Annotated in this window: 1 protein-coding gene and 2 pseudogenes; all 3 read left to right on the forward strand. The window is 76.5% G+C overall.

Annotation, left to right across the window (positions count from 1 at the left end; translation table 11 throughout):
• A pseudogene (locus tag GTW43_RS21705) lies at positions 1-147 on the forward strand (ADP-ribosylglycohydrolase family protein); the annotation flags it as partial.
• On the forward strand, positions 144-1,298 hold the full coding sequence (locus GTW43_RS21710; RefSeq protein WP_161303688.1) for an ADP-ribosylglycohydrolase family protein: 1,155 nt from the start codon (positions 144-146) through the stop codon (positions 1,296-1,298). The pseudogene GTW43_RS21705 and the gene GTW43_RS21710, both read left to right, overlap by 4 nt.
• Positions 1,298-1,446, forward strand: a pseudogene (locus GTW43_RS21715) (ADP-ribosylglycohydrolase family protein); the annotation flags it as partial. The gene GTW43_RS21710 and the pseudogene GTW43_RS21715, both read left to right, overlap by 1 nt.

Consider the following 1,446-nt stretch of genomic DNA (forward strand, 5'->3'; position numbering starts at 1 on the left):
GGCGCGGACGCGCTGCCCGACAGCTGGCGCGCCGCCTGCCGGGTGCTCGCGGGCTGCGCCCTGCCGCAGTACGCGGGCACCGACCTCGTCCGCCTCGCCGCACGACTCAGCCACCACTCCCCGGACAGGAAAGGGACCCCACCGTGAACAACCCCCGCCCGACCCTCGAGGACCGCATCACCGGCACACTCGTCGGCGCCGCCGTGGGCGACGCGCTCGGCGGCCCGGTGGAGGGCTGGCCGCCAGAGGCGATCGTGGAACGGCACGGCGGCCGGGTGCGCGGCATCGTCGAGCCCTTCCACCGCGACGACTGGCGCACCGCCCGCCCCATCGCCCCGTACCACAAGGGCGACGGGCACGTCACCGACGACACCCTGATGACCCATGCGCTGGTGCGCGTCTACGAGCGGGTCCGCGACCACCTCGACGCGTACGCGGTCGCCGAGCACCTGGTCCCCGACCTCATGACGACCCCCCGCTGGATCCCGGAGCTGGAGGCCGAGGCACTCCCCCTCCAGCGGATCTTCCTCGCCGAGAAGTGGATCGTCGCGCGCCTGCACTACGGCCATGTGGACCCCCGCGAGGCGGGCGTCGGGAACATCGTGAACTGCGGGGCCGCGATGTACATGGCCCCCGTCGGCGCGGTGAACGCGGGCGACCCCAGGAAGGCGTACGAGGAGGCGCTCGACATCGCGGGCGCGCACCAGAGCTCGTACGGGCGGGAGGCGGCCGGTGTCTTCGCGGCCGCGGTGGCCGCCGCCCACCGCCCGGACGCGACCCCGGCCGGTGTGGTCGACGAGGTGCTCGCGCTGGCCAAGGACGGCACCCGCGCGGCGATCGAGGCGGTCTGCGAGACGGCCGCCCGCCACGACGACTTCGAGGACGCGCTCGGCCCGCTGCGCGCGGCGGTCGCCCCCTTCGACACGGTCGGCCCGGAGTACCGCAGGCCCTCGCTCGGCGCCCGCCGCCCCTCCCGGCTGCACTCCATCGAGGAGCTGCCGGTGGCACTCGGCATGCTGCTCGTCGGCGCGGGCGACTTCCGGCACACCGTGCTCGGCGCGGTCAACTACGGCCGGGACTGCGACTCGATCGCCACCATGGCCGGCGCGATCGTGGGCGCGCTGCACGGCGAGCGGGCGGTGCCGAAGGAGTGGAGCAGCGAGGTCGCCCGGGCCAGCCGTCTCGACCTGCACGCACCGGCCGCGGGCCTGGCCCGGGTCGCCCGCGAGGTGCACGCCCGGGACGTGGAGCGGCGGCGCGCGCACGAGGCGGCGTTCGCGTCGATCGCGGGGCTGTGATGCTGCGCCTGACCTGGGTGCAGCCCGAGGACCTGATCGGGCACGAGCTGCACCAGGCCGCGCAGGACGGCCGGGACACCGCCGCGACGGCCGCCGTCGCCCGGCGCTGGGCGGCGGCCGGCGGCCGTCCCGCCCCCGAGCGCGCCGG

It is taken from the genome of Streptomyces sp. SID5785 (assembly GCF_009870065.1).
Lineage (GTDB): Bacteria > Actinomycetota > Actinomycetes > Streptomycetales > Streptomycetaceae > Streptomyces.